This window comes from Alteromonas sp. IB21, from assembly GCF_016405965.1.
GTDB lineage: Bacteria > Pseudomonadota > Gammaproteobacteria > Enterobacterales > Alteromonadaceae > Alteromonas.
The window spans coordinates 37,720-63,261 of sequence record NZ_JAEFCD010000024.1 but is presented as its reverse complement, the minus strand read 5'-3'; the positions used below and the strand labels follow the sequence as shown (position 1 = coordinate 63,261).

Genomic DNA, 25,542 nt, shown 5'->3' with positions numbered 1-25,542 from the left:
GCAATCTTAAAACACTCCGCTAAAACATTACATTAATATTTGCGAATTAACAATTCATGTAATGTTTGTGCCTGGCGCATGTTTGTATGATGATGAACGAATATACATTTAGCCTGATGCCACCTTAGATTTCGCTTAAAACTTAGCCCCTATCTGAGACAAAGAAGTAAAAAGAGTTTGCAATTAGATAAAGAGAGAAAGCCCGTCGCACGAAAGCTACTGCTAAAGCTATTGGGCTCCCGTGACAATATTCAAATGAATGCCAGTGCAGCTGTACGCGTGGGGGCGCTGTTTGGGATTTCTGAAAACAACATTCGCGTTACGCTCACGCGTTTACAGTCTGCGCAGCTCATCACCTTGGTTGAGCGAGGCTATTACAGACTGGGCGACAAAGGCATTCGTTTTGCTAAAGAAATACATCAGTGGCGAGAGGATGAGAACGGCCTGGTACCTTGGCAAAACGATTGGGTTGTTGCTCAAACCAGCCCCCTTCCTAAAAGTGATAAAAAGCAGTACAGAAATAACGAACGTGCACTCAAGCTTGTGGGGATGAAAAAGCTGGCAAACGACGCTTATCTTAGACCGAACAACTTTTCAGGCGGCGTTGGCGAAGTTCGAGAAAGGCTTCACACACTTGGCTTGTCGGGTAAAGCACTAGTGTTTAGGGCCAGCGACTTTGACAGTAAAACACAAAGTAAGGCGATGGGACTATGGCGCCATCTAAACCTAGCGTCGCTGTATAAAGACGGATGCCGTGAAATAGAGGAATCTCTTGCTCGATTACCGTCTTTATCCCTTGAAGATGCAACCAAAGAATCCTATGTGATAGGAGATAGAGCCTTATATCATTTGGTGTTTGACCCTTTATTGCCTTCGCCGCTAGTTGATGTGACGATGCGCGAGCATTATCGTAATTTGGTAAAGCATTATGATGATATGGGCGCAGAGATATGGCATCGCTTTTTGAACCTAAATTAGGTTAGTAGCCTTGGAATTAAAACGGAAGTAGCCGAAATGGAAGTAAATATGACCGCATCAAGACCTTTGTTTAAGCATATACGCAATCACACCGCGCTTTTCAGTGAGCTGTCTCAATACCGAAACGCCGCGGTGAGCACTTTAGGTTTCGCAGGTTATGAGTTTCACAAAACACCAAAGTTCGTAACCGAAGATGGAAGCAGGCTCACTATAGAGCCAGAGAGGAGTATTGTTCTACCCAGAGTTAATGCGTTATCGGGCTTGAAGAATAAGCTGACACAGGCTATTCCCACGTTACACATGGTTGAGCATAGTGAAATAGGCTATCGCTACCCAACGGCAGCGTTGGCTGGTCTAGACGCGCCATTCATAAAGCGAATGCGTTCTGAGTATTTTCACAAAATAGATGAAGACAGAAGTATTTGCCGCCCTGTGAATTTGTCTTACGGTATCAAAAGTCGTGGTAAAGCCGATAACAGACAAGAATACGAAGTGTGGATGCCTGATGAAGCGCCAGATCAAAATCCCTTACCTCTTCTCATCAATGCCTATGGCGAGGATTTACCTAATGATGTAAGGCACTTTGTTGAACAACCATCTAAAGTTCACGGTTGGATGGGTGTTAAGCGAGCGGCATTTGAAGCGCTTTACACAAACAAACAACATTGTGGTGATTTGATTATTTGCGTTGCGATGAGTGTCGATGCCTACAATATTGGAGCTAAACCTGACTTAGCCTATTCTCCTGAAGCGGAAAGTTCTATTGCTGTTAGCAATGCTGAATTTGAATGGGAGATTGAAGGGTACTATGCACCTAGAGGATGGGCGTTTGATCACGACGAGGTGTGGGCAGCAATAAATCACACGTTAGAAGCTATAAACGAGCCGCTTGATAATTTATACGGCAACGAGATTATTCCTATTGCTGAAAGCAAAACCGAACGAATTCTGTCAACGCTGCAGTCACTGGGCGTTAGGCAAGAAGAAGTAGACGACCTCAATCTTCAGCCATGGGAATTCATGCTTACCGAGAGTGAGCACAGGGTTAAAGCGCACGATCCAAGTCGCTCGGTTAACTTGTTGGGTAGGCTAAATCGACTCTTCTACCAGCCAGAACAGCAGTTGCCATCACTTAACTGGATGCACGATCTCATTTTATAGGTTTAGACTTTAAAGGTTACCTTGGTAACGGCTATTACCCCGTTGTGATTTTTTGAACCAAGCGCGCTGAAAGCGATTTCATGCGCGCTTTTTTGTTTCATTGTACCCAGACACCTGTAACTAAAAATACTTATATGTAAAATTCTATGTGAAACATGTTATTTTTTGTAAATAACTTTCAGTTTAGGCGTGATCTGTCTGTTTTATTCTTGTTTTCTGTAATTAAATTACAAAAAATGCTTTATTTTTTGAAAGTGTTGTTCATAATGTACGCATCATCTAGGTGATATCTAATTAAGTTACAAAATAGGAATTTAAAAAATGAAACTGTCTACTTTCGCTATTGCTCTAACACTAACTGTTGCTGCTACACAATCTTTCGCAAAAGATGTGGTACTAAAGCCAATTAACGAAAATTTTGAAACACAGGCGTGTTTGACTGCGGCCGAAGAAGGTTTTGCTCCTGCGCTGCGCCTTATTCGCGCAAATGGCTTTAATGCCGAAGAATTTAGCGCATCTGTTCGCTGTAACGGTGAGTCTCTGCGTACTTTCGCTTATATGTACAGAAACAATAAAGCGACTGAAAACGCAAAAACCGTAGCGCTTGTTGCAAAGAATCAAGACGTAGCGTCACAAGCTTGTTTAGAAGCTCTTTCTTTAGGTAAAGAAGCAGCACTGGCGAAGTTTGGTTTGGAAGGTGAAAACATCATTTGTAACCACAAAACAATTTCTGACTTTGTTCGTGAATACAAAGCTGAAAACGTAGTAGTTCGCACTGCAGCTGAATAAGACTAGGTTTTAGGGTAGTAACCTACTGCTAATATTTTGTACAGTTTCATGGCCTTTCACTTGAAAAGGCGAAAGGCCTGACACTTTACGCTTTACCGGTTTTATCTCTGCTTAAATTTTTTCACATCGGCTAATATTCTAGCCAGCCAGTTCATTTTTAACTCACAAAAAACTGGAATAGGCGTAATGCTTCGCCGATGATTATTGACTTTCATTAGAGTAAATCAAATGAAATTCAGTCTGTCTGCCATCTAAATACGTTACTTGCTCGCCATCAAAAAACGCATCTTCTTCCAGCATAATTCGTATCTCTTTTTTCCATTCTTCGATAAAGCGTGCCGCATTGAGCTCTATTGAATAGGCCGTTTTTGCAAACATTGGATAGTCACCTTGAACGGGTACTCCTTGCTGCGCATCCCACATTCCTATGGTTGGGCCGGCTGCATGGCCATGAAAACCAAGCGGGTGGGTATAAATAGCGGGCGAGATACCTTGTTCAATAGCTTGATCACGAGACCTACTTAAAATGGTGTTTCCCGTTCTGCCTACCTTAAAATTACTGGTTAGAATGTCTTGCAACTGATTACCCGCTTTTAGCGCATTTTTAAGTGAAGCTGGTGCGTCTTTCTCACCCGGTTTTAACACATAGGCATGTTGCTGTTGATCGGTATTAAGGCGAAGGTAGGTAATGCCGAAATCAACATGAATGAGATCACCCGGTCGAATGATATTTTCGCCAGGGCGTTTGCTAAATGCACTGATTTGATCGAACACTTCATTGTCTTGACGTTGAATAGAGACGGTGGGATGAAACCAATTAGTAAGCCCTAGCGCGCGAGTTTGATCTCGAAGCCACCACACAACATCGTCTGTGGATGTGACGTTTGGCGTAATAACTTCATTTGAAAATGCCGTTGCTATAAGCGAATGACCAATTTGCGCAAGAGCAGGGTAGTGCTTCATCTCTAATTCACTACGCGTTTCTAGCCAACCAATAGCAAGCATTTCACCGCTTACCACTCGACGTTTGAATTCATCAGATAGTGTGGCCATTAACCTATTGTATTCGGTTGATGTCATACCGTCTGCAAGGGCAAATGCATCAGATGTATTAATGGCAATTTTTGAAGGGTTTCGCGCTTCGATAATGTGTTTCAATGCTTCCCACTGGTCGGGTTGCGCTTCCTTATCCCACGCTTTTTTAAATAGAGATCCTACCGCATACCTTGCAACAGCCAAACGTTCAAGCGGTTGGCCATTTCCGGAATTGTAAATAACTAACATGGTGTGACGCCGTGCGGAAATCCAAGTAGAAGGCAGCATGGTTTTTAAGACGGGATCTTCGTTGTACTCGCGAGACATCAGCACCCACATGTCGATGCCCTCGCGCTCCATAATGTGGGGCAGCACATCACTAAAGCGCTGTTCAAGAATATTATCAATTAAGACACTTCTTTCTTTCATCGACAGCACCGAACTGGCTTGTACACTGAACCCTAAAAAGATGAGTAGGAAAAATAAGGTTTTTTTCATATGCATTCCGTTGTTTTGGCAGTTATTTTTGTATTATCGGCTACTCTTTATACCGTTAACACGTAAATTACGCTTTGTATATATAAATCAATTGAAAGGATATCTTGATGAAACCTGCTGCTTATAGAGGTTTCCTATGCCATTCTGATCTCACAGCTGCGGTGTAGGTGAACAAGGTAAATATAAGTTGGCTGTATGAAACTACTTCAACCTCTTGATGCATAAATAGCGGCGCTGACTAGTTTGGAAACGTCGTTAGAGAGGTGTATTGGCTATAGGTGTTTGTCATCAGAACGCAGCAGGCTTTACAATAACGACGATAAAGTGGCAGCCCGAGGCAGTGGCGCCCAGTTGCTCGATGATAACGTGCAGTCTCAATTTCTAATTTCCAATAAAAAGTAGCGCTTCATGCACCCAAGAAATATTCACAAAAACGGCTATCCCATGGATGCGCTGTGCCAGTCGTATCCCGCACTTAAACCTTTCTTAGTGCGCGCAAAAAGTGGCAAAACGAGTATCGATTTTACCAATCCAAACGCGGTAAAAGCGCTCAACGCTGCGCTGCTTTTCCACTACTATAAGCTTGAATATTGGGACATGCCGGAAGGATATTTGTGTCCGCCTGTTCCAGGTAGAGCCGACTATATTCACGGCATTGCCGATTTATTATATCAATCTGATGAAAAGCGAGACGCTGTTCGGGGTCTAGCTGTTCGTGGTCTAGATGTGGGCGTGGGGGCCAACGCAATTTACCCCATTATTGGCGTGGCGTCTTATGACTGGGAATTTGTGGGCAGTGATGTAGACGGCCAAGCGGTTAAAAGTGCTGCGCAAATAGCGAGCAAAAATAGAAGGCTAACCAATAAATTTAGCGTGCGAAAACAAGCCGATAGTGCACATATTTTTGAGGGCATTATTAAGGATAACGAGCATTTCACTTTTACTATGTGTAACCCACCTTTTCATAAGTCTGCAGAAGATGCGTTACACGGCACTCATCGAAAAACATTAAATTTAGCCCGTAATAAACATAAGCGTGGTGGCAAGTTAACGGCAAGTTCACCGCAGGAGTTCGCTCATCGCGCAAAATCACAAGGGCATAATAAGGTTACAGAAAATGTCGCGAAACAGGCTAACCTAAATTTTGCGGGTCAAGCTAACGAACTGTGGTGTGAAGGCGGCGAGCTTGCGTTTATTCAACGCATGATAAAAGAAAGTGTTAACGTAAAAGACAATGTTGAATGGTTTACCTGTTTGGTATCGAAAAGCGCGCATTTAAAGCCACTGAAAACGAGTATTAATTACTATGGCGCGCGTGAATGTAAAGTCATTGATATGGGGCAGGGGAGCAAGGTGAGTCGCTTTATAGCTTGGTCATTTTGAGGCTGAATAGCGGAGATTTAGCCGTAAAGAGCAGCAAGAAAAACGATAAAAAGCGTGCGCAGTATTAATGGCGTTCGCACGCTTTATACCTTTTGCTTAGCGCTCTTTTTTTCTATGAGAAAATAGCGCTTAAAGCAGGCTTTAGAAGCTAAATGTTTTGGTTACGCCGAACACAATTCGTTCGTCAGCGGTATCTATATCAAGGTTTGTATTCTCTGCGGCAATTTCGAAATCTAAACCTTTGTAGCTCGTTTGGTAAGCCAAACGATAGTGATAAAACGATGTATTGTCATCACGCCATACCCATGTGTCGCTATCTAGCGAGTTAGACACATCAAAGCTTGCGCGTACGTTATGGTTTGGCGCGAGTTCGAAGGTATGGGCAACCATCGCTACTGTATGTCTTGAGCCTGTCCCAAAGTAATCCCACGTGTACCAGAAATTAAGCTCTGTATTACCGTAGTCGCTTGCATAGCCAAACTTAGTATAAATTTCTGGATAATTACCGTCGCTTGAGTCGTCACCGCCGTGGTAGGAATAATAGGCGATACCATAGTCAATGCTGACAGCCTCAGTAAGCATTTGATAACGACCCACGTAGGCATCCCACTCAAGGTTGGTGTCGCCACCAAAATCCACGTTAGATGCCCAAGTGCCAGCATATACGCCGTTTTCGAGAGCTTTATCTATACCACCTTGAAGTGCTGGATCATTTTGGGTTTGGCTTAGGCCATTGAAGGTATAATCAGAGACCGCAGAAATATTTGCGCTCCAGTCAGCGAACGACGCTGATGAGTATAGCACTGCAACAATAGCAGTAGTAACGATGCGGATGGATGCTTGAAAAGCATTGCGTTTTTTCATTATTAAACACCTGTTTTTTCGTTATTGTGTTATCCACGATCTCTTATTTCAATTGCGCTTATACCCAAGTTATAGGCGCAACTACGCTCGTTTATCCAGAAGGTAAACTACTCAATATAAGATAAGGGACCGTGCTGTTCTTTTGCGTGACTGACCTTTACCGCATTGCAAAGGTCAGTAGACGCTATTTCACTAATTTAAGTTTTCTATTTTTGTGAAGTCGATTTTGTTTTCTTTTGGCGAGGTTTTGATAGTCGTCACTGATTTAAACTTCTGACTCAATATAAAACCGAAGCAGCTAAAGAAGACGGCTATAACCAGCGCACCCACCCACTGTATTTGTAAGAAGTCTAGCTGAAATAAAAGCGTAAGCAGCGAAAGTGCGACAATGTTTAACGCAATATATTTACCTTTACCTATGTGCTCAACGGTCATATTGAGGTTTTCGGTGTAAAGCCTTATGAGTGAATCGAGAGAGTTGATCACAAAGACAATACCGACAAACACCATTGCCATATTCGTTAACCCTTCAGTTGGGATACCGGCGCTGTGGTAGTGGTAAAGGACTGAGAACCACGCTGCAATTGGAATAGATGGAATGACCATCATCGCCAACATGACTTGATACGTTTTGAGACCACCTACAAAGCGCGACGTAAATTGTCCTATCATAATGCTCCAACTAAACCACCAGAATAAGTAAAACTCGTGATATTCATTGATAGGTAAAACAAAGTTGTCGATGTTGGCAAAATAACCGCCAATCAAACCTAGATTAGCAAAGTACGCCGACATCTCACTTTCACCAAATACAAAGGCCGCCGCCCACATACCAACAATTAGTGCGATGAATACCCACGTGGTGGTAAGGCTTAAAATACGAACATATTTAATACTGGTACTTGAATAAACAGCAAAGGCAATAGCTGCAAACACTATCAAATAAAACGCGGGGACAACTGATTCACCATCTCCTAGGGAGGGTAAATACCACGGCAGATTGGACAAGAGTAAAAACGCCGTGAAAGCGCAGGTTCCGATGATCACCACATTGTTGACGAATTTAACTAGCGGTAGCTCAAAGAACTTAACTTTTGGTTCGATTACACAGAAATAAAAGCAAGTAAGAAAGTAAAACCCCCAAATTAAGAAACCCCAAAAACCGAACTCGATAGCCAGTGGATTGGTGAATGCATATTCAGGACTTGCGCTTATGTCAGCATAACCTGCAAATTCAGTAAGCGGGAACATGATAAGGCCCACGTCTAAACCCGAGGTAAAAAGAATAGCGATAAAGGTAAAAGTTCTGACTGGCGTTACGCCAACCACTTTCATGTTGCCCCATTTATATAAAATGTAAGCTATAGAAAGTAGAGTGAAAATAATGCCTGCACTAAGCCATACTGTCATTATCGCCCTCCCAGTACTGATAAAAATAAAACATGTTTTTTCCTTTTTTTCGTTATTAAACAGTCCACCCAGTTATACGTCGTCGCCTTATGACAGCAGCGTATAAGCACTGTGGAAGGTGTGCTTGTCATATGAAAACACACTGGTGCAAAATTATTTAAAGTCTAGCGTTGCTCGGTTTGCCAACTAGGGTGGATATCTACCGCTACATTCTGCGGTGGCAAAACAGGTTTGCCTAAAATTATATCCGCGGCCTTTTCCGCTACCATGATGGTTGGCGCATTTAGGTTTCCGTTTGGAATCGTCGGAAATATAGATGAATCCACTACGCGCAAACCTTCAATGCCATGCACATTGGTTCTAGAATCTACTACCGCCATGTCGTCTTCACCCATTTTGCACGAACATGATGGGTGGTAAGCACTCTCAACGGCTTCACGCACGAAGGTATCTATTTCTTCATCCGTCTGAATGTGTTCGCCAGGCTGAATTTCGCCGTCTCTGAAGTCGTCGAATGCTGGCTGTGCGATGATTTCTCTTGTCAGTCTTACGCATGCTCTAAACCCTTCAATATCATCTTGGTGCTGCAAGTAGTTGAATAGGATTTTAGGTGGCACCGTTGGATCAGCCGACTGAATAGTGACACTACCTCTACTTTTAGGTTTGTTGTGACCTACGTGCACTTGAAAACCATCGCCGTCGAACGCAGACTTACCGTCATAACGGATTGCAGCTGGTAAAAAGTGGTACTGAATATCAGGCCATTCCACGTCTGCTCTCGAGCGAATAAACGCGCAAGATTCAAAGTGATTCGTTGCACCTAGACCAGAGCGGTTCAACAACCAGCGCGCGCCGATTAACCCTTTTGAAATTAGTCCGAGTTTGCGGTTTAACGTAATTGGCTGCTTGCACTTGTATTGGAAATAGAATTCCAAATGATCTTGCAGGTTCTGGCCCACGCCAGGCAGGTGATGCTTAACTTCAATGCCTGCTTTTTCAAGAATATCTTTATCGCCGATACCGGAAAGTTGCAGAATGTGTGGCGAGCCGATAGAGCCTGCGCTCAAGATCACTTCGTTAGATGTAGCTGCAGTTTCGGTTTTACCGTTAACCACATACTCCACACCTTTCGCAACCTTATCTTCTAGCACTACCTTAGTAACTAGTGCGCCGGTCACTATGGTTAAATTCTTGCGCGATTTAACTGGGTCAAGGTACTCACGACTTGCAGAACTGCGCACGCCGTCTTTCACGGTCATATGCATTGGGCCAAAGCCTTCTTGCTGCTTACCGTTATAATCGCTAGTGATGTCGTAACCTGCCTGTTCGCCGGCTTTAATAAATGCTGTGTAAAGTGGGTTCTTCATTTCGTTACCATTGTTAACGCCGAGTTCGCCATTTCCACCACGATAAGCGTCGTTGCCCTTATACCAGGTTTCCGCTTTTTGAAAATAAGGTAGGCAGGCCTGATAATTCCAGCCCTCTGCGCCGTGAGCTTCCCATTCATCAAAGTCTTTAGCGTGGCCGCGAACATATACCATTCCATTAATGGATGATGAGCCGCCCAATACTTTTCCGCGTGGGCAGTGCATTTCACGGTTGTTTAAATACGGCTCTTTTTCTGTATTGAATTGCCACGCGTATTTGTCGGTATTCATCGGAATAGACAACGCCGTTGGCATCTTAATGAAAATGCTTTTGTCTGAGCCACCGGTTTCAAGCAGCAGCACCTTGTGTTTCGGATTTTCTGACAGGCGGTTAGCCAGCACACAGCCAGCTGAACCTGCACCTACGATAATATAATCAAATGTCTGCATATCTGCTCCTAGAATAGCTTCTTAAAACGGGCTTTCGATTTGGCTCATACCTACGTAAACCGACTTGGTTTGTGTGTAGCTATTAAGCGTTTCTACGCCATTTTCTCGGCCAATACCTGACTGTTTATAGCCGCCTACGGGCATTTCAGCAGGAGAGTTACCATATGCATTGATCCAGCAAATGCCGGCTTGTAGCTGTTGGATAACGCGGTGCGCGCGCTGAATGTCTTTGCTAAACACACCGGCCGCTAAACCTAGCTCGGTGCCGTTGGCCCGTGCGATCACCTCATCTTCGTCATCGAAAACCAACACGCTCATCACCGGACCAAAGATCTCTTCTCTAACAATGGTCATATCGTCGGTGCAGTCTGTGAAAATAGTTGGCTCTACAAAGAAACCATTGGGTGCAGACTCAGGAGACGCCGCGTTGCCGCCAGTTAGTAGTGTTGCGCCTTCTTCTTTACCTTTAGCTATATAGCCAAGCACTAACTCTTGATGTTTCTTAGAGATAAGAGCGCCAAGGTTTACATTAGGATCTAATGGGTCGCCCATGACGATGTTGTTTTCGGTACGTGTCTTAAGCTCATCAATGAAGGCTTGATACACAGAACGCTGAACAAAAACACGGGTGCAATTTGTACAAATTTCACCTTGGGTATAGAAGTTTCCTAACATAGCTGCACTTACGGCCTGGCTAATATCAGCGTCTTCAAACACTAGCAGCGGTGATTTACCACCAAGCTCCATCGTAACGTCTTTCAAGTTAGATGCGGCTGCGCTTTGCATTACCTTTTTGCCTGTGCCTACTTCACCGGTGAACGACACTTTTTCAATGTCGGGGCTTGTTGTCAGCCACTGCCCCACCTCTGCTGCGCCTTGTACTACATTGAATACGCCAGCAGGTACGCCTGCATCAATAAAGACTTCCGCTAACTTAAGTGCACCCATTGGGGTTTCTTCAGACGGTTTGAAAATGAATGCATTGCCCGCAGCAAGTGCCGGACCGGACTTCCAACATGCGATTTGAATAGGGTAGTTCCATGCACCAATACCAGCGCAAATACCCAGCGCTTCTTTACGGGTATAGAAGAAGTCGCCGCCCACAGGCTGCTGGGTTCCTAACTGAGTAGGGGCAAGTCCTGCATAATACTCAATAACATCAGCGCCGGTTTCAATGTCAACACAGTCCGCTTCTTGGATGGGTTTCCCCGTATCGAGGACTTCAAGTTTAGCTAGCTCGTCATTACGCTCACGAAGCAGTGCAACCGCTTTATTAAGGATGCGGGTTCTTTCTATCGGCATCATTGCCGACCACACCGCAAATCCCTCTTTAGCGCTCTTGATTGCTTCTTGTTGAATGAACTCATCAGCCACTTCTACGTGGTAAATTACTTCACCGGTTGCGGGGTTGGTTACTGCAAAGGTTTCTTTGCTTTTGTTTGCCATCGGCTTGCCGTGAATGAAATTCTGATAAGTCGGTAATGACATGCATAAACTCCTACTTTAAAAAAAGGTGTTGAATATACTCACCAATAAATTGCGAGAAAAAACCTGATACACGAACTCCGTTTCAAAACGATGAATAGTGTTGAAACTATTTCTTTATACGAAGATCGCTCGACTTGTATCAAACGGTTCACGCAATATTAAAATCACCATTACCTTTAATGCCGTTTCAAGCCATTAAAGGCTATTTCGACGTTAGGTTTAACGCTTGCCAATGAGTGATTTTATTTTGATTGGCTGTTCAATAAAAAATAAATTGTATAGTGCTCTAACTATTATTTCAACTTGGGCTCACGTAAATATCGTGTTTTAAAGCATGTTTGGTAGTGGGTTTTAGTTTATAAGTTGCAGATTTATATGCATAAAATTGCAAACATTAAAAAATATCGAATATTAACGGTTATATGAGGAGTGGTAAGGCAGTGTTCGATACCTTGATAGAAATGTTTAGCTGAAACTAATTAAGGAGAAAGCCAATAGTGACGAAGTAGTACAATGAAATGTGCTAATACAGAAGATTGTGCTGAGTGTGTGAACGCGAATTGCAACGCAAAAATAAACGAAGGCGCGTTTTAAAAAGCGCCTTCATACGTAATCGATATTGTTTAATATAAGATGGGTTTGATTATTTAAGAAGATTACAGTGATAGCTTCCTGAGTTTATTGAAAGGATCGCGTCATCACCTTTGTTCCAATACACAACATTCTTGTTATTTGTGTATTTCGCCCCTGAAGCAGAACGGGATAATTGAACAATGTGAAGACTATTGTTTAGCGATAGCCCCAACGTATCCGGGCCAAGTGCACTTACTTCAAGGGTGGTCGTGTTCGCGCTAGGGGTCTCGCATGTATAGCGTTTTGTGTTATTTGTCTGCTTTGTATCAATGACGTCTTGTTTTTGGTTAACAGGTGCCGTTAGTTTCTTTTCATTATGTGACGATTGATAGTCAGTATCCGCCGTGCTTTCAGACGTTAACATTGCTTTGATGGTTTCTGTTTTGTCGCCGTTGAGAAGAACTAGCCACGTACCACTGTCTACGGAATACAACTGAGTTTCGTTAAGCGCCTCAACGAATTTTTGCTCCTGCTTCATAAGCGCAGGTGCACACATCTTTCTGGTCAACGCAATAGTGTCGATTGTAAATGCTGAGAGCCCTTCGCTTTCTGCCTCTACCATGACCGCCCCTGTATAACGGTTGCAACCCGTACTGCCGCTTATCTGACCATCGTCTATGCTCATAGTCACATGGCTATAGTCAATAATTCCGCCTTGCTGAATACTTTCAACCTGCCAGTAGCTATCGTTCATTGCAATAACAGAGGCGGCGTGTGAAGGATTTTCGGAACTTGAAGGAGAAACCGAATCAGAGAAAGAGCTTGAGCTACACCCAGCCAGCGATAGTAAGCCTGTGTAAAACAGTGCCCCAAAGTACATCTTATTAGTCATCAAGACTCCATTTAGTTTTTCTACTAGCGCTATGAGTCTCGCAATGCCTCTTAGTTCATTTAGTATCTGTTTATGTTTTTAAGGGGCTAAAGAAGACCATGAACGTTAGGCATTGTTTTGAGGGCTAAAAAACAGCCTTTGTCGACGACATTATGGGGTTAGCGATCGGGCCGTTGTTTGTTCTTGCGGAACTGAGCTTTGAGTTAGGTTTGAGAAAGGCACTCAAAGAAGAAATAGAGCGCCGCTCTGGCCCAGTAAAGTAGTGGCGTATTTCGGGAAAAACGCGTTAACCCTATAAACGTTAACGCGTTGCTCCGAACACCCAATCAATGGCCCTAGGCTTTCATTTTTTCTATAGTCTCGTTACGCAGCTGTAGCTTTGACTCAGCGAACGACTGCCTAGGCAACATTTTAAGCTTTTCCGCATAACCCATTGCCGTTGCCAAAACCTGATCCTGTGGTACAGCTGCATCGAGAAATCCTGCTTTAACAGCTTCAATACCTTGATAAATTCGAGAGAAAAGCAACGCTTCTGTTTGGCTCGTATTCGCCAGCCTTGCTTTTGCCAACTCCATGCCAAACGGCGGAAGTACCATGCCAATGGCAGTTTCGTTTAGTCCATATTTAGTATCTGCATCTTTACCGATACGCAAATCGGCCGCCATCAGCATAATTGCACCCATTGCAATGCTGTGACCTTCAGCCGCAACGATAACCGGCAGGGGAAAACTGTAGAGTCTGACAATAAGTTCAGCCCCTTTTGAGACTAACTCATGCTGCTTTGCTTTGTCGTCTGCTTTCATAACCGATAAATCGAATCCACCGCAAAATTTACCTTCACCCCCATGAAGTACAACCGCTTTTGCATTCTTCTCGGCTTCATCAAGCGCGTCGTTGAACTGTTGGATAAGTGTAAAGCTCACGGCGTTAACTTTTCCGTCGTCAAAGGTGATCACTGCAATATCGTTATTAATAGCTAAATTAAACGCCATGGTATGTCCTGTAACTTTCAAGGTAGGGATAAATGTACGTTACACTTTTTTAAGCGCAACTTTCTAACAGTGATTGTAGGTAATTGATATCTATTATGATAGTGCTTTATGTATCATCTTCGGGGTACGTGCCCTGATTATCGGAGATTATTCGGGGAAGTTCTGCAATAAGCTTCTTTTTATATCGGCGCTGCCTGCGACGTGCCTTTGCATTATTAGCTCGCCGGGAAGCGCGCTTATCTTGCACAACATCCTCTAAGTCTTGCGCATCTTCAATTCTACTTGCATCAAAAAGAGACGTTCTTCTTGGCATTTCAAAAATCCAAACGATATTGTTTTTTTCGCCACTGTTTAGAGCGTTCGTTTAGCGTGTGAAGTGATACACTTTCGCACGCTATGCGCTCAGCAAGCTGCGCCGCAGCAATGGCTTTTTCCTCTGAAAGATTTGGATAGGCCGGGGAGCGAATAACGTCGTACCATGGGCATCCGCAAACATTATCCAAAATGACCCGCATGAAGCAGTGGTCATTGTGTATTGGCCAACTATTTTTCTTCGTTGCTGCAATAGAAGGCAATACATTTTTTGCGTAATGCAAAAACTGTTTGAGGCTTTTCTCATGTTCTGCTGACACGAAGGGAGTGTGACTGATTTTCATAGCTCTGGAGCGCTGGTTATTCAAAACATGGCTAAAAAAAGGGTTGGTATTTTTATAGCTTGAATTAGTAGTGCCATTGCAATCTTAATTCGGTTTAGAAAAGAGTTTACACGACAACGAATAATTTCAGCGTTACACTAATTTTAGTCTTTTTGATTTCAGAGCAATTTGCTCTTTTTTACTACATGGTTGTTTAATGCGCCCTCATTTGAAAATACTCGTTATAGAAGATGCTGTTGACCTGCTCGAACAAATTACCTCAAGCATAGGTAATACTATCAACTACTTTGATAGAAGCGATGTTGAAATAAGTTTGTTAGAGGCAAGCTCAGTAGCAAAGGCGCTGCAGCTTGTTCGTGAAGACGGTGATATTCAGGCGGTAGTTTTTAGTTGGGATGTGGTCGCAAGAGTCAGTGAACTTTCAGAAACCAGCCTACTCAACCTTCCAGCGCAAGGAAGTCAGCAATCGGAAGGTAGTAAGGCAAAGGATACGGTTGATGACGAGAAGCCCGGTGAAGAGCTACTTTCAAGCACTGGCGCCACCGTTGAGAATAACGCCAAAGTCATTGATGCTATTAAGCGTATTAGACCAGAACTGCCCGTTTATGTGCTGGGCGATGCGGTTAAGGGCTTGGATATCGTAAACCAAGCTAACGGTATCGAGTCGTTCTTCTATCGCAATGATATCATCTCAGATCCGGAATCAATCCTCGGTTACATCATTAACGATTTTGATGACAGAAACGAGACACCATTTTGGACGGAATACAAAGATTACGTTGTAGAAGCTAATGATTCGTGGCACACACCAGGGCACAGTGGCGGTGCAAGTTTCAGAAATTCACCCTATATCAGCGACTTTTACCGCTTCTTCGGGCGTAATGTATTCGTCAGCGATTTATCGGTAAGCGTTGATTCTTTAGGCTCGTTATCTGATGGCACTCACGCTATAGGCAAAGCGCAAGCGGCTGTCGCGAATACATTTGAAGTACGTCATTCCTATTTCGTTACCAACGGCTCTTCTACGTCTAACAAAATTATTTTGCAAACGCTGTTGCGCGAGGGCGACAAAGTCATTGCCGATAGAAATTGCCATAAGTCAGTGCACTACGGCATTATCCAAGCGCGTGCCATGCCAGTGTATCTAGATAGTGTGTTTAATCCAGAATACGGGATCTTTTCACCGCCTAAAATGGCGCAAATTAAGTCGTTAATTGAAGAGAACACCGACGCCAAGCTGATCGTCCTGACCGGTTGTACCTATGACGGCTTGCTAACCGATTTGAAACAAGTGGTTAAACTTGCCCATGAACACGATATCAAAGTCTTTATAGATGAAGCCTGGTTTGCTTACTCCCTATTTCATCCGGCTTTACGAGATTATTCAGCCATCGCCGCTGGCGCAGACTATGTAACGCATTCCGCGCACAAAGTGGTGTCGGCGTTTTCCCAAGCGTCTTTTATCCACGTTAACGACCCTGATTTCGATAAAGACTTCTTTAAAGAAGTGTTTGCCATTCACACCAGTACGTCGCCTAAATATCAGTTAATTGCGTCGCTTGATGTGTGCCGTCAGCAGCTGGAAATGGAAGGCTACAAAATACTCAATGAGTTATTAAGTAACGTAGCCGAACTTAAATCGCAAATGGCTAAGTTCAAGCGCCTTAAAATATTGTCAACTGACGACTTCGCAAAAATGTTTTCCCATTTTGAAAGTGACAACATAGGACATGACCCGCTTAAAATACTTATCGATGTGTCTGCGCTTGAGTATTCAAATCAAGAAATACATCGATTCCTGATGGATGAGGTCGGGTTAGAAATAGAGAAGTTTACCCATAGCACGATTCTAGTTTTGCTCACGCTAGGCGGAATGCGTTCTAAAATCGTAAGACTATATAACGCTTTAAAGCGTCTGGACGATGGCGCAGTTAATTTAAGTAAACGCAAGAATAAAAGCCCGCTGCCAGCAGATATTCCACCCATTCAGTTAGATGATCTGCCTTCAAAAGCGTTCTTCAGCAAGCGCGAAGCAATCGCATGGCAGAACAGCATCGGCCGCACGGCGGCTGGCTTAATTACCCCTTACCCTCCAGGCATTCCGCTTATTGTTCCAGGGCAGAAAGTAGAACAGGCGCACATTGATTATCTTCAGGCGTTGGCAAGTCAAAAGCTTACCGTGCAAGGAATTTATGATGGTGAAATTTATGTTGTTGATGAAAGTTGACCGCCATGCTCTAGCGGCAAGATGCAATGTCATCTTGCCTTTTCTTTCACTTACCTTACACTTGCGCCGAAAGTTATAAAAAGGCGATGCAAATGAAACTAAGTGACGTGAAAAAGCTTCATCAAAAAAAATTTAGAACACAGTTCGGATTCTATTTAGTTGAAGGGGAGCACTTAGTCCTAGAGTTAATTAACGTTGCTCAACACAAGAGTAAAAGTATCGGCGATATCACGCTTTATATCACGGCTGAGTACGAGCCGTGGGTGAGAGAATACGTACTTCCATCTAATGTTCAGATGAACGTTGAAACGGTATCGTCGCAACAAATGCAGCAACTAAGCGACACGAAGTCACCACAAGGTATTATTGCTCGCGTTCCGCTTCCCAACGCTACGTTAAGTACAGAGCAGTCAACATCTAGCAATATTGCGAACAGTTCCAGCACCGAAAAGTACATCTACCTTTATGAGGTTCAAGATCCAGGCAATTTAGGCACTATACTAAGAACCCTAGCCTGGTTTGGTAATTTCACGTTACTGCTTAGCCCAAACAGCGTAGACCCATACAATTCTAAAGTCGTGCGCTCTAGCATGGGGGCTATTTTTCACGTCAAAATGGAATTAAATGTGCCGCTTGAAAGTTTGGCAGAACGATTTGAACGCTTCGCTTTTTTAGACATGGATGGTAGCAATATCACCTCAGAGACCTTCGGTAATTATCAGTGCTATCTGTTTGGCAATGAAGCACGTGGAGTGCCTTCAAATGCGCTTTCAACGCTTAACGCAACAGCATATACCATTGCCGGAAGTGGCAACATAGACTCATTAAATTTAGCTAGCGCTGTCAATGTCTGCGCATACGAGCTGACCCGTTCGGCATAGCGTTTACAACTCGATCACGATAGGAATTAACCATGGCATTACAATGGTTCCCTGGCCACATGCACAAGGCCCTGAAAGAAATTAAAGAGTCGCTTAGTCAAGTAGACATTCTTATTGAAGTACTTGATGCACGTATTCCGTATTCTAGTGAAAACCCAGAAATTGCAAAAATACGCGGTGATAAACCCTGTATTAAAATTCTGAATAAATATGATTTAGCCGACCCTGAGATAACTGCCCGCTGGCAGGAAAGCTTGGAAAAAGAGCGCGGCGTAAAAACGATTACAACATCAAGTGACAATCCTGGTAACAGTAAGCAGATAATGCAGCTTGTTAAGAGTATCTGTGCTTACAAAGAAGGCCAACCCAAAGCGATAAAAGCAATGATTACCGGCATTCCCAATGTGGGTAAGTCAACGCTCATCAATATATTAGCAGAGCGTATTATCGCAAAAACCGGCAATGAGCCTGCTGTCACTAAAAGTCAGCAGCGTATTAATTTGGGCAGTGGCATTATTTTATTTGATACGCCAGGGGTGTTATGGCCGAAATTAGAAAATCCGCATTCTATTTACCGCTTGGCTTCATCGGGAGCCGTTAAAAATACAGCAATGGAATACGATGATGTTGGTTTTTTTGCTGCTGATTATCTAATTAAAGCGTATCCCGACGTCATGAAAGAGCGTTACAAGCTTGAAGAGTTGCCTGACACAGAGATTGAGTTTTTAGAGGCCGCCGCGAGAAACCGCGGAGCAATTCAGGCAGGTGGACGAGTAAACCTACATAAAATTTGTGAAATTCTGCTTAAAGAACTGCAGTCAGGCAAGCTAGGGCGAATTACGTTAGAAACCCCTGAAATGTTAGAAGTTGAGAAAAAAGAAATGGAGCTGGAAGCGATTAAGAAGGCTGAAGCAAAAGCTAATCGTAAAGCAAAATTTAAAACAGGCTCGCTGACGCCAGATAAAAAGGACCGAAAAGAAAAGCGAGAAGAGAAGCGCCAAGAACAGAGCCGCAGAATGCGCGCGGGTAACAAGAAATAAAAAATTAAAAACTAATTTTAAAAAAACTGCATCCAAGCATTCGTCTTAGACGTTTGGTTTACATGCTGTTTACATTTGGGCATTTCCTGAACAGGTTCGCTCAAGTTAAACGGCGTGATAACTCAACGATAATAGGATGCCACAATGCACAAACGTCCACTTTTAGTACCCACACTTACACTACTTACTTTAAGTATAACCTCTCACTTTGCGCTTGCTGAACGCAACAAAGGTAAAGTGCCAATCGTCACGCCAGAATGTTCAAATATTGCTGCGTGTAAACAGCAGGGAATTTTCACTGACCCATTCGAAGAGCCGTTGGTTACAGGTGAATTCCCCGATCAAGACAACACCAACATAACTAATCCTCTCAACAATTACCCAGATAACGGTAAGTGCGAAGAGAATGAAGATGGTGTGCTCAAGTGCAAACCTGCAGCAGGCAGCTTGGCACTACTAAACGATGGGCGTATTCTTTATTTTAACGCATTGGAAGGTACTGAAAACGTTGAGTACAACGCGTTACTAGAAATAGGCTCTGCCATTATAAACGACCAAACTCGCGTATTGACCATGAAAAATGACAGTGCGAGTTGGATTGCGCCTTCTCCTGTAGACGCTGGCGCCAACCCTGATGGAAATGATTCTGAAACCCTTACTGGTGACATAACCGGTTTTTTAGGTACATCCCTGCCACTTGATTTAAACACAGATGACGAGAGAACCAACAACGACGGCGCTCTTTTCTGTGCTGATTTAGTTGGCTTGCCCAACGGAGAACTTATGGCAGTAGGCGGCACTGACTACTACCACGAACCAGGAGTAAGTACGAGCTTACTTGGCGAGCCGATTAATTTTGGACTGTCTGAACTAGAAGGTTTGAAAAACAGTCGTATTTTTAATCCCGAAGATAATAGCTGGCGAAAAACAGGCGACATGAACTTTGGGCGCTGGTATCCAAGCGCTTTATCACTAGCTAACGGCAATGTACTGGTTGCTAGTGGTGTTACCAAGCTCGTGAAGCCCGTTTATTTAACCCGCCCAGAAACCTCAGGTAGAAATGTTACGGTTACCGAAACCTACGATACATCTTGCGGGGAATGGAAGGACAACGGCCCGTTAGCAGAACGTTCGTTACCCTTGTATCCAAGATTACACTTGCTACCTAATGGCCACGTCTTCTACAACGGAGGCGGGCAGGCGTTTAATCCATTTGGGCAGAGTTACGATCAAGCGCTTTGGAATATAGTAGCGGCTTACGATCCTCAATCTAAAACGTGGGCTGACCTTGGGTTTGCCGGCTTACCACTTCACTTAAGCGAAGCGGGTATAGGAGATCTTACAAGTTTTCTTAATATAACCAATACCGAATCAAGCACATCGTTAAATGGGTTGCTTACCGGTCTAACGGAAGAATTTATTGCTAATCCATTTGACGCACTAGCCCCCATCATTGACGACCCATACAGGCTTGCTGATGTGCAGGCACTGTTAGGCGCTGGTTTTCGAGGCTCCACATTTTCAATGATGATGCCACTAACGCCAGATGATAATGGGGTTTACAGTAAAACAGAGTTTCTCACCGCCGGTGGTGTATTAACTGGTGTTGCTGCAACAAGCCCTGGTTTGTATGTTGGTACAAACTTGGCGCGTATCGACTCGGTGACCATTGACGGTGAAAAAATGCTGTATGACTCGCGCTCAACGGGAAGTCTACAGCAAGGTCGTTGGTACGGTACTGGTGTACTGCTCCCCACAGGAGAGGTCTTAGTCGTATCGGGAGCAGACAGGGATGAGGTGGTGCTACCAGGTGCTGGAAAACCTATTCTGAAAGCTGAAATTTTCGACCCTGAGACAGAAACATTTAGACAGGTTGCCGAGCAAAATCGACCGCGTACGTATCACAACTCTGCTGCATTGTTGCCAGATGGTAGTGTCTTAATAGGTGGACATGCTCCCATTAATACCGCATATGCATACAGCGTTACGTTACCGGGCTTCTCACCAAACGATGGCAGAGATCCTTCTTTTGAAATCTATAAGCCTGCCTATATGTTTGGCGACAGACCCGCTATAGGAAGAAAAAACAAGGCTGTTGGTGTGGGCGAACGTCTTAGTATTGGCTTGAAAAACACAGATGCAGCAACCGCCAAAATGAATGCCAATATCGAGTCAGTGGTGCTGATACGAAGAACAAACATTACCCATCTTATCGATGGTGACCAGCGCAGCGTAGTTCTTCCCATAGTGCGTCACAATACAGATAGGATTGTCGTACAAATGCCATCGCAGCAAGCTGTAGTACCACCTGGCGATTACATGCTTTTTGTTAACGCTCGTGATGAAAATGGCGAATTAGTTCCATCAGCGTCAAAGACTATCACGGTGACGGGCGAACTTTCTGCAATGTGTAACTAGGGGGAGTAATCATGATTAAGACATTTACTACCGTGTTAGCATTTTTCCTAGCATGCTCTTTTATATCCTCAAACGTTTACGCGCATGGGGCGTCAGCTGTCGCCGGAGAGTGGCTCCCTGTTATAGATGAGCGGGGTAAAAGCGAAGCCGTTATTTTGTCCCAAATACAAAGTTCGCCCTTGGGAAACGAAATACTTGTGCAATATGACGGCGAGGGAAAATTAGAAGTGCTGGGCGATGACAATGAGGCTTTCATTCGCATCACAAAAAGTGGTGTTTATGCCAATTGGGACCACCCTATGTGGTTTAAAGTACAAACCGCAGGGCCCAGACCTTTGCCAGAGTGGGTAACAGATCAAAAGCTCGAGTCAAAATGGACCCAAGTTAGCGAGCGGAACTACTACGGTTGGTATGATAAACGGTTAGAAAAAACTGATGAACACGCAGAACGCTGGAGTATTGCGCTAGCGGTAAACGGCAAGCGCCAAGAGCTTTCTGGGTATTTCAAATCGCTGGCGCCACCGAGCAAGCGCACGTTAGTTACGGTAGACAATAAAGCGGCGCCTATTACAGACCTTACAGCTATGGTAATTCCTGGTCCTGAACGAGCGATAAGGGTAAGTTATCAGGGCGACCATCACATGGTAGTACTTGATGAATACGACGAGCCCATGTTCAGATTTAGTCCACACGGCGTAGAGGCAAACACGCAAAGTGAAGGCTGGAAACAACTTGGTCGTTCGCCCGTGGATTCTGAAGTTAAATGGGTGAAGCTTTCTACACAAGCGGCATATACATGGCCAGACAGTCGTTTAGATAACGATGAACAAGAAAAATGGAAAATTCCTGTCTTCTGTCACCAAGATAAAAAAGTGAAGTTTATTCAGGGAGGATGGGTAGAGATAGCTCGCCTTTAAGCTTGCAACTTTTTTTTTGCAAAAGTAACGTAAGCGATAGCTTTTTGGTGTTTGCGCAGTTGTTTTGCGCAAACACTTTTCGTTTTTTCAAGCAGTTAAAGGGGAAGATATTGTCAGATATAAACATGAGCAATAAAAAACAGAGCAACGTACACCAGGCTAATGCAACCCGCTTTGATAAAACACTGTTTGAAACGCTTAAATCTCAAGCTGAGACTAGCGCACGCCGCCGCTCCCACTTTAATGTTCACAAAACATATCAAGATGTCGTTCAGCGCCTTTTTATTGCCATGATGCCAGACTCTTATGTACGTCCTCATCGGCATGTACAGTCTCATAAGTGGGAGTTTTTTATGGTACTTGAAGGTGAGTTAGATATTCTCTTTTTCGATAACGAGAAGGAAGGGCAACTGGTGGAAAGAACTACCTTAAAAGCAGGCGGGGAGACTAGCGGTGTGGAAATACCTCCAAATGTCTGGCATGCAACAGTTTGCAATAGCCCGGTTGTTTTTATGGAAGTAAAACAGGGCCCCTATGAGGCTACAGATGATAAGGGGTTTGCACCCTGGTCGCCCGAGGAAGGAAGTCATTTAGTTCCACAATTTTTGGATGCGCTAAAGCGTGCCAAAGAAGGGGACTTTGTAGGTGTTCTGTAGATGTTTTTTAAAACTAATATGAAAGGCGTGATCGAAGCGCACAAACACTTTCCTGTTTGGAAAGTCGTTGCTATTGCTTAACGACATGGTATGGTTAAGGATAAGTGACAGAAGGCCGCTGCTGTATTTTTGAAACGCACCGAAGCCTCAACATTTTGCTCAGTCGCGGCACAGGGTCGTTTGTACAAGCACATTGTGAAAAGAGAATTATCATGCAAAACGTTTCAACTGGTTATTTTTACAATTTTAATTACTGATTGCACCTGACCGTCGGTGTTCAGGGGCAAGTATTGGCTTCTGGGCACTGCAGGTAGAACGTTTTGCAAAAGCCCAGAAGGTATCACCATCTGGGCTTTTTTAATGCCCGTAATTCTCGGTAAAAAACAATGAAAGAAATCACATTAGGTGACATTAGAAAGCAACATAGAGTTAAACAAGAAGTGGTAGCAATGGCGTTATCAGTGACCGCTTCGGGCGTAAGCAAATTAGAATCGAAGAGAATTCAAGATGTGTCATTGCAGCGGGCTGCGGCTTATTTAGCAGCGGTTGGCGGCACTATGAAGATTGAAGTGACGATGCCAGATGGCGCTACCCTACGAGTAGGGTAGCGACTGTCTTTGGTGAATAGTTTCTACCGAGGTATCTTTTATAGCTTAGTTGCATAGTCTGTTAATTTATACTGCATGAAGGCCTTTAAAAAATAGCGTGTAATAATGAAAATCAATTTTAATGAAACGAATAGGCATGTTTTTACGACCAATCGCTTTAACTAAAATACCCATGGGGTAAACTGTCGTTAAATCGATTACAAGGAGTCTTACATGGCCGTTCACGAAATTACCCATCCGCTTATTGCCCATAAAATCGGGCTTATGCGATACGCTAAAATTAGCAGCAAAGATTTTCGCGAATTAGCTTCAGAAGTAGGGAACCTGCTGACCTATGAAGCGACACGAACGTTACCTACCGAGAGAGCGACGATAAAGAGTTGGTCCGGCGACGACGTCGAAGTGAGGCAGATTAAAGGAAAGAAAATAACGGTTGTGCCAATTCTTCGCGCTGGTCTTGGAATGCTTGAAGGGGTACTCAAGCTTATACCGAACGCCAAGATCAGTGTAGTAGGCCTTTATCGTGACGAGGAAACACTGCAACCTGTGGCATATTTTGACAAGGTAGTAAAAAACATTGATGAGCGCACTGCGCTTATTGTTGATCCCATGCTTGCCACTGGCGGAACCCTCATTGCAACCATTGACCTACTAAAGGAAAAAGGCTGTACCAAAATCATGGGGCTTTTTCTTGTTGCGGCTCCCGAGGGTATTAAGGCTGTTGTTGAAGCACACCCTGATGTTGATATTTTTACCGCTGCTATCGATGAACGATTAAATGAAAAGGGCTACATATTGCCGGGACTTGGCGACGCCGGTGATAAAATCTTCGGGACACGATAAACGTAATAAACCTTAATATTAAGTTGTTTAATGATTTGTTAAATGAGGCGTGTTTAGAACGTTAAATTTATTGGGTTAAACGTTTAAGAAGGTGTTACAATCGACGGGTAGTCACAGCGTATGCTTACTGCCCTTAACTGTTTTAGCGTAGGGCAAAAAGCGTCGTTAAAAGAGTTAATAATTAATGAACAAGACAAAACTAACCCTTAAAGACGTTGCTGAGCAATTAGGTGTCTCGACAGCGACGATTTCAAATGCTTTCAATCGTCCCGATCAGTTATCCAAATCAAAGCGTGAAGAAATATTGGCGCAATGCAAAAAAATTGGATACAGCGGACCAAATAAAGCCGCCCAGATTCTTAGAAAGGGCACCTCAAATATTGTTGCTTTAGTACTGGCAGATAGCATTTCCTATATGGTAAGCGATCCTGTTGCGAGCACGTTTATAAAAGGCGCTTCCTCGGCATTACAGGAAAGTGGTAAGCACTTGCTCCTATATGCAGGCGACTCGAATAGTATTACTGACGTTGTAGACTTCGTAGACGGATTTATCTGCTATGGTCAACCTCGCAATGTTAATCTTATTAGAGAACTGGCTGCTTCGCCTAAACCTGTTGTTACTGTCGATTTTGATATTGATAATAAGCCATCAATTAACATTGATAATGAGGAGGCTGCATATCGCGTTGCTAGTCATGCTCTGCATGAAGGGGATTCCGTTGCAATTCTCGGGCTGCGGCTTATTGATTCACCAGCTACGTGCCGCATTTATGATAGCCCCCTTATTGATGTTGAAACCTCGATTGCTCACCGCCGCCTAGATGGCTACTTGAGGGCTGCTCAAGACAAAAATGTCGTTGTAAGTAATGAAGCTATTTGGCATCTACCAGAAAGTGATCGACACTTCGCTCGCCAAGCCGCGAAAGAGGTGCTCACGAGCTCCCCTAGGCCCAATGTTGTACTCTGCATGAGCGACATCATTGCGCTAGAACTTTTGCATATGGCGCTTGAAATGGGCATAAACGTTCCAGAAGAGTTAAAAATTACCGGTTTCGACGGTATTGAAGAAGCTGAACGTGCGCGTCCTAGATTGACGACGGTTTGTCAATCTAGCTCACAAAAAGGCGTTGAAGCTGCCACATCGCTTTTAGAGCATGTTACATCTAAGAATACGCTGCCATTTGAAGTACGTTTAGGTGAAACTGTATAAAAATTCGCTACCCCTATGCAAAAGTGCGAAGGGATACAGCATACGTCTTAAATAAGCGAGCGATAAACGCCTGGTGCAAATTAATCGATAATTTGTGCCTCCTAGAGACCTTTCTCAACGTCGCTAAAACCGTTTTTCATCCACATTTATTTAACATTATCGCTGGGAAATTAAGAGAGAAAAGCATCTTAATTATTTAAGCTTTC

Annotated in this window: 22 protein-coding genes; 13 read left to right on the top strand and 9 right to left on the bottom strand. The window is 43.7% G+C overall.

Annotated elements, in window-relative coordinates; genetic code table 11:
• Window positions 1–177: 177 nt before the first annotated feature.
• The 3 genes from JC525_RS15375 (at window position 178) to JC525_RS15365 (ending at window position 2,928) form a co-directional block, all read left to right on the top strand.
• A complete protein-coding gene (locus JC525_RS15375; protein ID WP_198816612.1) occupies window positions 178–978 on the top strand; it encodes a PaaX family transcriptional regulator in 801 nt (266 codons plus the stop codon).
• 48 nt (window positions 979–1,026) lie between these two features.
• On the top strand, window positions 1,027–2,139 hold the full coding sequence (locus JC525_RS15370; RefSeq protein ID WP_159120129.1) for a hypothetical protein: 1,113 nt from the start codon (window positions 1,027–1,029) through the stop codon (window positions 2,137–2,139).
• A 321-nt stretch (window positions 2,140–2,460) separates the two neighbouring features.
• Window positions 2,461–2,928, top strand: a complete 468-nt coding sequence (locus JC525_RS15365; protein WP_105931541.1) for a DUF3718 domain-containing protein — start codon at window positions 2,461–2,463, stop codon at window positions 2,926–2,928.
• A 201-nt stretch (window positions 2,929–3,129) separates the two neighbouring features.
• Here JC525_RS15365 and JC525_RS15360 read toward each other — a convergent pair whose 3' ends face one another.
• A complete protein-coding gene (locus tag JC525_RS15360) occupies window positions 3,130–4,461 on the bottom strand; it encodes a M24 family metallopeptidase (protein ID WP_198816611.1) in 1,332 nt (443 codons plus the stop codon).
• 408 nt (window positions 4,462–4,869) lie between these two features.
• Between JC525_RS15360 and rlmF the strand changes: the two genes are divergently transcribed.
• Window positions 4,870–5,844, top strand: a complete 975-nt coding sequence (gene rlmF / locus JC525_RS15355) for a 23S rRNA (adenine(1618)-N(6))-methyltransferase RlmF (protein WP_198816610.1) — start codon at window positions 4,870–4,872, stop codon at window positions 5,842–5,844.
• A 141-nt stretch (window positions 5,845–5,985) separates the two neighbouring features.
• Here rlmF and JC525_RS15350 read toward each other — a convergent pair whose 3' ends face one another.
• The 8 genes from JC525_RS15350 to JC525_RS15315 all read right to left on the bottom strand — a co-directional run bounded on the left by JC525_RS15350 (window position 5,986) and on the right by JC525_RS15315 (window position 14,536).
• Window positions 5,986–6,708 (bottom strand): TorF family putative porin, encoded by a 723-nt coding sequence (locus JC525_RS15350; protein ID WP_198816609.1) that lies wholly within the window; start codon window positions 6,706–6,708, stop codon window positions 5,986–5,988.
• 192 nt (window positions 6,709–6,900) lie between these two features.
• Complete coding sequence (locus tag JC525_RS15345) at window positions 6,901–8,118, bottom strand: BCCT family transporter (RefSeq protein WP_198816608.1); 1,218 nt, start codon at window positions 8,116–8,118, stop codon at window positions 6,901–6,903.
• Window positions 8,119–8,282: 164 nt separating this feature from the next.
• A complete protein-coding gene (betA, locus tag JC525_RS15340; RefSeq protein ID WP_198816607.1) occupies window positions 8,283–9,935 on the bottom strand; it encodes a choline dehydrogenase in 1,653 nt (550 codons plus the stop codon).
• A 21-nt stretch (window positions 9,936–9,956) separates the two neighbouring features.
• Window positions 9,957–11,423 carry a betaine-aldehyde dehydrogenase gene (gene betB / locus JC525_RS15335; protein WP_198816606.1) on the bottom strand — a complete coding sequence of 489 codons (1,467 nt, stop codon included), beginning with the start codon at window positions 11,421–11,423 and terminating at the stop codon, window positions 9,957–9,959.
• 643 nt (window positions 11,424–12,066) lie between these two features.
• The gene (locus JC525_RS15330; protein WP_198816605.1) at window positions 12,067–12,888 is read right to left on the bottom strand and encodes an META domain-containing protein; all 822 of its coding nucleotides are present in this window, start codon (window positions 12,886–12,888) and stop codon (window positions 12,067–12,069) included.
• Window positions 12,889–13,223: 335 nt separating this feature from the next.
• Window positions 13,224–13,880 (bottom strand): crotonase/enoyl-CoA hydratase family protein, encoded by a 657-nt coding sequence (locus JC525_RS15325; RefSeq protein WP_198816604.1) that lies wholly within the window; start codon window positions 13,878–13,880, stop codon window positions 13,224–13,226.
• A gap of 106 nt (window positions 13,881–13,986) precedes the next feature.
• Window positions 13,987–14,193 (bottom strand): hypothetical protein, encoded by a 207-nt coding sequence (locus JC525_RS15320; protein ID WP_198816603.1) that lies wholly within the window; start codon window positions 14,191–14,193, stop codon window positions 13,987–13,989.
• A 1-nt stretch (window position 14,194) separates the two neighbouring features.
• Window positions 14,195–14,536 carry a hypothetical protein gene (locus JC525_RS15315; RefSeq protein WP_198816602.1) on the bottom strand — a complete coding sequence of 114 codons (342 nt, stop codon included), beginning with the start codon at window positions 14,534–14,536 and terminating at the stop codon, window positions 14,195–14,197.
• Window positions 14,537–14,732: 196 nt separating this feature from the next.
• Between JC525_RS15315 and JC525_RS15310 the strand changes: the two genes are divergently transcribed.
• From JC525_RS15310 to JC525_RS15270, 9 genes are all read left to right on the top strand, one after another.
• Entirely contained in the window at window positions 14,733–16,763 is a 2,031-nt protein-coding gene (locus tag JC525_RS15310) for an aminotransferase class I/II-fold pyridoxal phosphate-dependent enzyme (RefSeq protein ID WP_198816601.1), read from the top strand.
• Between the two features lie 92 nt (window positions 16,764–16,855).
• On the top strand, window positions 16,856–17,644 hold the full coding sequence (locus JC525_RS15305) for a TrmH family RNA methyltransferase (RefSeq protein WP_198816600.1): 789 nt from the start codon (window positions 16,856–16,858) through the stop codon (window positions 17,642–17,644).
• Between the two features lie 32 nt (window positions 17,645–17,676).
• The gene (gene ylqF / locus JC525_RS15300; RefSeq protein ID WP_105931558.1) at window positions 17,677–18,684 is read left to right on the top strand and encodes a ribosome biogenesis GTPase YlqF; all 1,008 of its coding nucleotides are present in this window, start codon (window positions 17,677–17,679) and stop codon (window positions 18,682–18,684) included.
• 144 nt (window positions 18,685–18,828) lie between these two features.
• Complete coding sequence (locus JC525_RS15295) at window positions 18,829–21,102, top strand: galactose oxidase-like domain-containing protein (RefSeq protein ID WP_198816599.1); 2,274 nt, start codon at window positions 18,829–18,831, stop codon at window positions 21,100–21,102.
• 11 nt (window positions 21,103–21,113) lie between these two features.
• Window positions 21,114–22,019: a hypothetical protein gene (locus JC525_RS15290; RefSeq protein ID WP_198816598.1), complete on the top strand. Its 906-nt coding sequence runs from the start codon at window positions 21,114–21,116 to the stop codon at window positions 22,017–22,019.
• Between the two features lie 125 nt (window positions 22,020–22,144).
• Window positions 22,145–22,675 carry a WbuC family cupin fold metalloprotein gene (locus tag JC525_RS15285; protein ID WP_198816597.1) on the top strand — a complete coding sequence of 177 codons (531 nt, stop codon included), beginning with the start codon at window positions 22,145–22,147 and terminating at the stop codon, window positions 22,673–22,675.
• A 386-nt stretch (window positions 22,676–23,061) separates the two neighbouring features.
• A complete protein-coding gene (locus tag JC525_RS15280) occupies window positions 23,062–23,283 on the top strand; it encodes an XRE family transcriptional regulator (RefSeq protein ID WP_198816596.1) in 222 nt (73 codons plus the stop codon).
• Between the two features lie 213 nt (window positions 23,284–23,496).
• Window positions 23,497–24,126, top strand: a complete 630-nt coding sequence (gene upp, locus JC525_RS15275; protein ID WP_105931563.1) for a uracil phosphoribosyltransferase — start codon at window positions 23,497–23,499, stop codon at window positions 24,124–24,126.
• 184 nt (window positions 24,127–24,310) lie between these two features.
• On the top strand, window positions 24,311–25,336 hold the full coding sequence (locus tag JC525_RS15270; RefSeq protein WP_198816595.1) for a LacI family DNA-binding transcriptional regulator: 1,026 nt from the start codon (window positions 24,311–24,313) through the stop codon (window positions 25,334–25,336).
• Window positions 25,337–25,542 lie beyond the last annotated feature (206 nt).

Bases quoted from the DNA above. Each gene is read 5' to 3' on its own strand.
- JC525_RS15370 (WP_159120129.1), top strand. From the start codon at position 1,027: ATGACCGCATCAAGACCTTTGTTTAAGCATATACGCAATCACACCGCG.
- JC525_RS15290 (WP_198816598.1), top strand. From the start codon at position 21,114: ATGATTAAGACATTTACTACCGTGTTAGCATTTTTCCTAGCATGCTCT.
- JC525_RS15350 (WP_198816609.1), bottom strand. From the start codon at position 6,708: ATGAAAAAACGCAATGCTTTTCAAGCATCCATCCGCATCGTTACTACT.
- upp (WP_105931563.1), top strand. From the start codon at position 23,497: ATGGCCGTTCACGAAATTACCCATCCGCTTATTGCCCATAAAATCGGG.
- JC525_RS15270 (WP_198816595.1), top strand. From the start codon at position 24,311: ATGAACAAGACAAAACTAACCCTTAAAGACGTTGCTGAGCAATTAGGT.
- JC525_RS15360 (WP_198816611.1), bottom strand. From the start codon at position 4,461: ATGAAAAAAACCTTATTTTTCCTACTCATCTTTTTAGGGTTCAGTGTA.
- JC525_RS15295 (WP_198816599.1), top strand. From the start codon at position 18,829: ATGCACAAACGTCCACTTTTAGTACCCACACTTACACTACTTACTTTA.
- ylqF (WP_105931558.1), top strand. From the start codon at position 17,677: ATGGCATTACAATGGTTCCCTGGCCACATGCACAAGGCCCTGAAAGAA.
- JC525_RS15330 (WP_198816605.1), bottom strand. From the start codon at position 12,888: ATGACTAATAAGATGTACTTTGGGGCACTGTTTTACACAGGCTTACTA.
- JC525_RS15305 (WP_198816600.1), top strand. From the start codon at position 16,856: ATGAAACTAAGTGACGTGAAAAAGCTTCATCAAAAAAAATTTAGAACA.
- betB (WP_198816606.1), bottom strand. From the start codon at position 11,423: ATGTCATTACCGACTTATCAGAATTTCATTCACGGCAAGCCGATGGCA.
- JC525_RS15320 (WP_198816603.1), bottom strand. From the start codon at position 14,193: ATGCCAAGAAGAACGTCTCTTTTTGATGCAAGTAGAATTGAAGATGCG.
- JC525_RS15315 (WP_198816602.1), bottom strand. From the start codon at position 14,536: ATGAAAATCAGTCACACTCCCTTCGTGTCAGCAGAACATGAGAAAAGC.
- JC525_RS15345 (WP_198816608.1), bottom strand. From the start codon at position 8,118: ATGACAGTATGGCTTAGTGCAGGCATTATTTTCACTCTACTTTCTATA.
- JC525_RS15365 (WP_105931541.1), top strand. From the start codon at position 2,461: ATGAAACTGTCTACTTTCGCTATTGCTCTAACACTAACTGTTGCTGCT.
- JC525_RS15280 (WP_198816596.1), top strand. From the start codon at position 23,062: ATGAAAGAAATCACATTAGGTGACATTAGAAAGCAACATAGAGTTAAA.
- rlmF (WP_198816610.1), top strand. From the start codon at position 4,870: ATGCACCCAAGAAATATTCACAAAAACGGCTATCCCATGGATGCGCTG.
- JC525_RS15285 (WP_198816597.1), top strand. From the start codon at position 22,145: ATGAGCAATAAAAAACAGAGCAACGTACACCAGGCTAATGCAACCCGC.
- JC525_RS15310 (WP_198816601.1), top strand. From the start codon at position 14,733: ATGCGCCCTCATTTGAAAATACTCGTTATAGAAGATGCTGTTGACCTG.
- betA (WP_198816607.1), bottom strand. From the start codon at position 9,935: ATGCAGACATTTGATTATATTATCGTAGGTGCAGGTTCAGCTGGCTGT.
- JC525_RS15325 (WP_198816604.1), bottom strand. From the start codon at position 13,880: ATGGCGTTTAATTTAGCTATTAATAACGATATTGCAGTGATCACCTTT.